The sequence below is a fragment of the Pseudomonas fluorescens genome, assembly GCF_005938625.1.
Taxonomy (GTDB): Bacteria; Pseudomonadota; Gammaproteobacteria; order Pseudomonadales; family Pseudomonadaceae; genus Aquipseudomonas; species Aquipseudomonas fluorescens_BD.
In genome coordinates this window covers 1-7,849 of sequence record NZ_VCNJ01000118.1, presented here as the reverse complement: position 1 = coordinate 7,849, position 7,849 = coordinate 1, and the positions used below count along the sequence as shown (strand labels likewise).

The 7,849-nt window shown below is 59.8% G+C and carries 7 protein-coding genes; all 7 read right to left on the bottom strand.

Translation table 11 applies throughout. The annotated features are described in order from the left end of the window. Positions 1–58: 58 nt before the first annotated feature. The gene (locus tag FGA82_RS31945; RefSeq protein WP_034151535.1) at positions 59–1,057 is read right to left on the bottom strand and encodes a sulfate ABC transporter substrate-binding protein; all 999 of its coding nucleotides are present in this window, start codon (positions 1,055–1,057) and stop codon (positions 59–61) included. 104 nt (positions 1,058–1,161) lie between these two features. Next, positions 1,162–1,986, bottom strand: a complete 825-nt coding sequence (locus FGA82_RS31940; protein WP_141130152.1) for an ion transporter — start codon at positions 1,984–1,986, stop codon at positions 1,162–1,164. Between the two features lie 21 nt (positions 1,987–2,007). Continuing rightward, a complete protein-coding gene (locus FGA82_RS31935; protein WP_141130151.1) occupies positions 2,008–2,922 on the bottom strand; it encodes an urea transporter in 915 nt (304 codons plus the stop codon). 146 nt (positions 2,923–3,068) lie between these two features. Beyond that, positions 3,069–4,484 (bottom strand): pyruvate kinase, encoded by a 1,416-nt coding sequence (gene pyk, locus FGA82_RS31930; protein ID WP_122600273.1) that lies wholly within the window; start codon positions 4,482–4,484, stop codon positions 3,069–3,071. After that, on the bottom strand, positions 4,481–5,755 hold the full coding sequence (locus FGA82_RS31925; protein WP_141130150.1) for a glycerate kinase type-2 family protein: 1,275 nt from the start codon (positions 5,753–5,755) through the stop codon (positions 4,481–4,483). Before FGA82_RS31925 ends, pyk begins: the two co-directional genes overlap by 4 nt. Positions 5,756–5,916: 161 nt before the next feature. Further along, positions 5,917–6,810, bottom strand: a complete 894-nt coding sequence (locus FGA82_RS31915) for a 2-hydroxy-3-oxopropionate reductase (RefSeq protein WP_007919937.1) — start codon at positions 6,808–6,810, stop codon at positions 5,917–5,919. 156 nt (positions 6,811–6,966) lie between these two features. After that, positions 6,967–7,749, bottom strand: coding sequence for a hydroxypyruvate isomerase (hyi, locus tag FGA82_RS31910; protein WP_122661516.1), 783 nt, complete (start codon positions 7,747–7,749; stop codon positions 6,967–6,969). Positions 7,750–7,849: the final 100 nt, after the last annotated feature.

Genomic DNA, 7,849 nt, shown 5'->3' with positions numbered 1-7,849 from the left:
AGGCTTAACTGATCGGCATTAACCTTAGCGGGTCGCCTTTTTCATGTCGGCTTAAACCTTACTGCCCACTGTAAATCTGATCGAAAACCCCACCATCATTGAAGTGAGTCTTCTGCACCGTGCGCCAGTCGCCGAAGGTCTTCTCAACCGAAAGGAAATCAACTTTCGGGAAACGATCGGTGTACTTCGCCAGCACCGCCGGATCACGTGGACGCAGGTAGTTTGCCGCCGCAATTTCCTGACCTTCCGGCGACCACAGGTATTTCAGGTACTCATCCGCCGCTGCACGCGAACCCTTTTTGTCGACCACTTTATCAACCACGGAAACCGGCGGCTCGGCCTCAGCCGAAACACTCGGGTAGATCACTTCAAACTGATCACGACCAAACTCGCGGGCAATCATCTCCGCTTCGTTTTCGAAGGTCACCAGCACGTCGCCGATCTGGTTGGTCATGAAGGTAGTGGTCGCCGCGCGGCCACCGGTATCGAGCACTGGCGCTTGCTTGAACAGTTTGCCGACGAAATCCTTGGCTTTGTTCTCGTCACCGCCATTTTTCAGTACATAACCCCAGGCCGACAGGTAGGTGTAGCGGCCGTTACCCGAGGTTTTCGGGTTTGGCACGATCACTTGCACGCCGTCCTTGAGCAGATCCGGCCAGTCTTTCAGGGCTTTCGGGTTGCCTTTGCGCACGATGAACACAGTGGCCGAAGTAAACGGCGCGCTGTTGTTCGGCAGACGGGTGACCCAGTTCTCCGGGACCAGTTTGCCGTTGTCGGCGAGGGCGTTGATGTCGGTGGCCATGTTCATGGTGATGACGTCAGCCGGCAGACCATCGATCACCGAACGCGCTTGCTTGCTCGAACCGCCGAAGGACATCTGTACGGTGATGTTTTCGTTGTGCTCGGCTTGCCAGTGTTTCTGGAACGCAGTGTTGTAGTCCTTGTAGAAATCGCGCATCACGTCGTAGGAAACGTTGAGCAGCGTCGGGGCTGCCTGAGCGATGTTGGCCAAGGCCAGGCCGGCGGCGAGAAGTGAGGCGCCAAAGAGTTTTTTCACTGCGCATTCCTTGTTTTATCTGTGTAGGAGCAGGGGGTGATGTTCAATTGCCACTGACTATAACGGGGCGCGCATAGTCGTTTAAAGATTAAAAAGCTCTTTGCTTATTCCAGTTTCTTGAACAATGCATTGCCGCATCGCGAGCAAAACGCGGCGCCGTGTTCATGGCTGTTTTTCTTGCACACCGGGCAGTCGTGTTGTAGCTGTTCACCGCGCATGGCGTTGGCCAGCTCGGCGGTGAAAATCCCGGTCGGTACAGCGATGATCGAGTAACCGGTGATCATCACCAGCGACGAAATCACTTGGCCCAGCGGGGTCTTCGGCACGATGTCGCCGAAACCCACGGTGGTCAACGTGACGATAGCCCAATAGATGCCTTTGGGAATGCTGGTGAAGCCATGCTCCGGACCTTCGATCACGTACATCAAAGTGCCGAACACCGTCACCAGGGTGCAGACGCTGACCAAGAACACGACGATTTTCTGCTTGCTGCCGCGCAGCGCCGACATCAGGTAATTGGCTTGTTTGAGGTACGGGCTGAGTTTGAGCACGCGGAAAATCCGCAGCATGCGGATGATCCGGATGATCAGCAGGTACTGCGCATCGCTGTAATACAGGGCGAGGATGCCAGGCACGATCGCCAGCAAATCCACCAGCCCGTAAAAGCTGAAGGCGTAGCGCAACGGCTTGGGCGAACAGTACAGGCGCAGGATGTACTCACCGAGAAAGATGATCGTGAAGCCCCATTCGATGTAGGCCAGCACGTCGGCGTAGTTCTGGTGAATGCTGTCGATACTGTCGAGCATCACGATCACCAGACTGGCGAGGATGATCAACAGCAGGATGCCGTCGAAGCGACGCCCGGCGAGGGTGTCGCTCTGGAAAATCATGACGTAGAGCCGTTCGCGCCAATTGTTGCTGCTGTCCATGGAAAACGCCTGAATCAAAGATCAGCGCAGCCTAGGTTGATTCTCCCCGTGAGCGCAAGGCGTACGCTCGACCGGCGTTTTGCCGAGCATCTGGATGCCTGCACGGATCAGCCAGCCGGCGAGGATGAACGGCGCGGTCAAAGTGGCGAGGCCAACCGCTGCAAACAACGGCGTGACCAGCAGCGCGAGGACGATGGCAAGCAGCGGCAACCAAGGTTGTTGGCGTTGCGACGAGAAGGCGAGGGCGGCGAGCACGGCGTTGTAGCTGCCCAGGCCTGCCAGCGCAGCACTGGTTTCGTGGTGCAGCAAGCTGGAACTGAGGCCGATGGCAGAGGCCAGCATTGCCCAGCAAAACGCCCGGCGATCAGCGATCAGCAAACCAGCGGCGATCAGCGCGCCGGCCAGTGGATGACCGAGAAACATCACTTGGCCCAAACCGCGCAGTTCGGCGGCGAGCAGGTTCAGCGTGTTCATTTCGACGTGTGCCATCGGCGCCGACGGTTCGGCGAACAGCAGCAGAACCCAACTCATGGCCACGAATGGCGAGGTGTAGGCCGGTATGGAGCGGCTGCTGTACACGTGTTTGAGCCACTGCTGCGTGACCATCGCGCTCAAGCCACCAGCAGCGAGAATCAGCGGCGGCAGCATCGGCGACCACGGGAAATACAGGCTCAGCAGCAGGCCAAGCAAGATGCCGTTGTAGCTGAACAGTCCAGCCTGGCGATCAGCCTTGGCGTAGTTGCGCCGTTGCGCGGTGAGCAAACCGGCGACGGCACCGAGCAGCGCACCGGCGAACAGCACCGGTGCTGTCAGCAGGATCGCCAACAGGCACAGCAGGCCGCACAGCGGATGGCGCTGGAGGAATATTTGACTGAAACCGTTGAGCAAAGCCTCGGCCCAGTCGGGGCAGTGGGTGTTGAAATGATTGGCAGGCATGGCAGTTCTGAAAGTCAGTGAAACCGAGTTGCCTTCTTCGCCAGCAGGCTGGCTCCCACATTGAATCTTTGTTCAGTCATTGAGTTTGTGATGCACACAAATCAACTGTGGGAGCGAGCTTGCTCGCGAAGAGGCCGGTACAGGCGCTAAATTAATGTTTCAATCCGCAGCGAGTTGGTCGATCCCGGCTGCCCGAACGGCACTCCCGCCGTGATCAGCAGCGTGTCACCACGCTCGGCCATGCCTTGGGCTTGGGCGATTTCCAGCGCGGTCGAGCAAACCTCGTCGACCTGACGCAGGCGATCGTTAACCACCGAGTGAATCCCCCACGCCACGCTCAAACGACGCGCGGTTTGCAGATTCGGCGTCAGGTTGAGGATCGGCGCTTTCGGCCGTTCCCGCGCCGCACGCAAGCTCGACGTTCCCGATTCGCTGTAGTTGACCAGCACCGCCACCGGCAGCACGTTGCTGATACGCCGGATCGCGCAGCTGATCGCGTCGGAAACAGTCGCTTCAGCTTTCGGCCGGCTGACGTCGAGCTGAGTCTGATAGTCCGGGCCGTTTTCCACCTGGCGAATGATCTTGCTCATCATCTGTACGGCTTCCAGCGGGTACTCGCCGGACGCGGTTTCCGCCGACAGCATCACCGCGTCAGCGCCTTCGGCCACGGCGTTGGCAACATCCGTCACCTCAGCGCGGGTCGGAGCAGGGGAGAAGCGCATCGATTCCAGCATCTGCGTCGCCACCACCACTGGTTTACCGAGTTCACGGCAAGTGGTGATGATGTTTTTCTGAATCTGCGGCACGCTTTCGGCCGGTACTTCAACGCCGAGGTCTCCGCGAGCGACCATGATCGCGTCGCTCAGCTCAGCGATTTCACGCAGTTGCTCAACCGCTGACGGCTTCTCGATTTTCGCCATCAAAAAGGCTTTGTCGCCGATCAGTGCACGGGCTTCGACGATGTCTTGCGGACGCTGCACAAACGACAGCGCGACCCAGTCCACGCCCAGTTCCAGACCGAAGCTCAAATCGCGACGATCCTTGGCGGTCAGCGGGCTGAGGTCGAGCACCGCTTGTGGCACGTTGACGCCTTTGCGGTCCGACAACTCGCCGCCGTTGAGCACGGTGGTATCGATCGCATCGTCGTACTTGGTGACCACGCGCAGACGCAGTTTGCCGTCGTCGAGCAACAGATCCATGCCCGCTTCCAGCGCGGCAATGATTTCCGGATGCGGCAGATTGACCCGGCGCTCATCGCCCGGCGTCGCGTCCAGATCCAGACGGAATGCCTGACCGCGATGCAGTTGCACCTTGCCGTCAGCGAACTTGCCGACGCGCAGTTTCGGCCCCTGCAAGTCCATCAGAATGCCCAGCGGATAGTTGAGCTGGCGCTCGACTTCGCGGATCCACTGATAGCGCTTGGCGTGGTCGGCGTGATCGCCGTGGCTGAAGTTCAGGCGGAAGATATTCACCCCGGCCTCGACCAGTTCACGGATGTCTTCGATGCCATCGACAGCAGGCCCGAGGGTGGCGAGGATTTTGACCTTTTTATCAGGCGTCATGATTTGCAGCTCTCAAGGATCAGAATGGCGCGGAAGTCGTTGACGTTGGTGCGGGTCGGCTCGGTGACGATCAGCGCATCGAGCGCCGCGAAATAGCCGTAGCCGTTGTTGTTGTCCAGTTCATCGCTGGCGCTCAGGCCCAGCGCGGCGGCGCGGGCGTAGCTGTCCGGGGTCATGATCGCGCCGGCGTTGTCTTCCGAGCCGTCGATGCCGTCGGTGTCACCGGCCAGCGCATAAACGCCGGGCTGGCCTTTGAGGTTCTCGGTCAGGCTCAAGAGGAATTCGGCGTTGCGTCCGCCACGGCCATTGCCGCGCACGGTCACGGTGGTTTCGCCGCCGGACAAAATCACGCACGGCGCTGCCAATGGCTGGCCGTGGTTGATGATCTGGCGGGCGATACCGGCGTGGACTTTCGCCACTTCGCGCGACTCACCTTCGAGGTCGCCGAGGATCAGCGTGCTGAAACCGGCCTGACGGCATTTCACTGCGGCGGCATCCAGCGATTGCTGAGGACGGGCGATCAACTGGAAGTGACTGCGCGCGAGGCTCGGATCACCGGGCTTGACGGTTTCCGACTCTGGGCTTTGCAACCAGTTGCGCACTGAAACCGGGATCTCGATGCCATAGCGTTTGATGATCGCCAGCGCTTCGGCGGAAGTGCTTGGGTCGGCCACGGTCGGGCCGGAAGCGATGACCGTGGCGAGGTCGCCTGGCACATCGGAAATTGCGTAGGTGTAGACAGTGGCTGGCCAGCAGGCCTTGCCGAGACGGCCGCCCTTGATCGCCGAGAGGTGCTTGCGCACGCAGTTCATCTCGCCGATGGTCGCGCCGGATTTGAGCAGGGCTTTGTTGATCGACTGCTTGTCGGCGAGGGTGATGCCTGCGGCCGGCAATGCGAGCAGGGCAGAGCCACCACCGGAGAGCAGGAAGATCACGCGGTCGTCTTCAGTCAGGTTGCTGACCAGTTCCAGCACGCGTTTGGCCACGGCCAGACCGGCAGCGTCCGGCACCGGATGCGCGGCTTCGACCACTTCGATTTTTTCGCACGGGGCGCCGTGACCGTAACGGGTCACAACCAGGCCAGACACTTCACCTTCCCAGCAATTCTCGACCACTTGCGCCATCGCGGCGGCGGCTTTGCCGGCACCGATGACGATCACCCGGCCGGTACGATCGGCAGGCAGATGGGCTTCGAGGACCTGGTTCGGATGGGCCGCGTCGATGGCTGTGGCAAACAGCTCGCGCAGCAGTTGTTGCGGATCGACCGACATGGCGGGCTCCCGGAATTCTTGTTATTCGAAAGGGCGGTAGAGATCCCTGTGGGAGCGAGCTTGCTCGCGAAAGCGGTGGATCAGTCAATATCCATGTCGACTGAAACGCCCTCTTCGCGAGCAAGCTCGCTCCCACAGGTTTTAAGCGGTGGGGCAATGGCTTATTTGTTGTCGCGAATCGAGAAGTTGGCCATGTGTTCCAGACCTTTGATCAGCGCCGAGTGGTCCCAGTTGCTGCCACCGATGGCCGCGCAGGTGCTGAACACTTGCTGGGCGTTGGCGGTGTTTGGCAGGTTGATGTTCAGCTCTTTGGCGCCTTGCAGGGCCAGGTTCAGGTCCTTCTGGTGCAGGCTGATGCGGAAGCCTGGATCGAAGGTGCCTTTGATCATGCGCTCGCCGTGCACTTCAAGAATCTTCGAGGAGGCGAAACCACCCATCAGCGCTTCACGCACCTTGGCCGGATCAGCACCGTTTTTCGAGGCGAACAGCAGGGCTTCAGCGACGGCCTGAATGTTCAGGGCGACGATGATCTGGTTGGCGACTTTAGCGGTTTGACCGTCGCCATTGCCACCGACCAAAGTGATGTTTTTGCCCATGGCCTGGAACAGCGGCAGAGCGCGTTCGAAGGCATCGGCGTCGCCACCGATCATGATGCTCAGGGTTGCGGCTTTAGCGCCGACTTCACCGCCGGAAACCGGTGCGTCGAGGTACTGCGCGCCTTTCTCGTTGATCTTCGCAGCGAAGGCTTTGGTGGCAGTCGGCGAGATCGAGCTCATGTCGATAACGATTTTGCCTTTGCTCAGGCCTGCGGCAACGCCGTCGGCGCGGAACAGTACGTCGTCTACCTGTGGGGTATCCGGGACCATGACGATGATGAATTCAGCTTCCTGCGCGACTTCGCGCGGGTTGGCCAGAGCGACGGCGCCAGCGGCAACCAGGTCGGCCGGGGCGGCGTCGTGGTGCGCCGACAGGAACAGGCTGTGACCGGCTTTCTGCAGGTTCGAAGCCATTGGGTGGCCCATGATGCCGGTGCCGATAAATCCGATTTTAGCCATGAGAAAATCCTCTTGTTTTTGTCTTGCTCAAGCAAATAGGGGGAAGCTGTTGCTTTTATGTAGGAGTGAGCCTGCTCGCGATTCAGGCGCTGAGGTACATCAGGTGTACCGAGGTGAATTCATCGCGAGCAGGCTCACTCCTACAGGGGAACTGCGTCAGATTGCGTTGTGGGTTTTCAGCCAGCCGAGGCCTGCTTCGGTAGTGGTCAGCGGCTTGTATTCGCAACCCACCCAACCCTGATAACCGATGCGATCGAGGTGCTCGAACAGGAAGCGGTAGTTGATTTCACCGGTGCCGGGTTCGTTGCGGCCCGGGTTGTCCGCGAGCTGCACATGGTTGATCTCGCCCAGATGCGATTGCAGGGTGCGGGCCAGATCGCCTTCCATGATTTGCATGTGATAGATGTCGTATTGCAGATACAGATTGGCGCTGCCGACCTGTTCGCGAATCGACAGGGCTTGCGCCGTGTTGTTCAGGTAGAAGCCCGGTATGTCGCGGGTGTTGATCGCTTCCATCACCAGTTTGATGCCCGCCGCTTGCAGCTTGTCGGCGGCGTATTTGAGGTTGGCGACGAAGGTCTTTTCTACGGTTGCATCATCAACGCCTTGCGGACGAATACCGGCCAGGCAGTTGATCTGGGTGTTGCCCAGCACTTGTGCGTAAGCGATCGCCAGATCGACACCGGCGCGGAACTCTTCGACCCGATCCGGCAGGCACGCGATACCGCGCTCGCCCTTGGCCCAGTCACCGGCCGGCAGGTTGAACAGCACTTGGGTCAGACCGTTGGCGTCGAGCTTGGCTTTGATTTCAGCGGAGCTGAAGTCGTACGGGAACAGGTACTCGACACCGCTGAAACCAGCCTTGGCGGCGGCGTCGAAACGGGCAAGGAAATCCTGTTCGGTGAACAGCATGGACAGGTTGGCTGCGAAACGCGGCATGGTGGTCTCCCGTTCTAGATTCTCGTTCCCACGCTCTGCGTGGGAATGCCTCAATGGACGCTCTGCGTCCGCTTTGGGACGCAGAGCGTCCCGGGCTGCA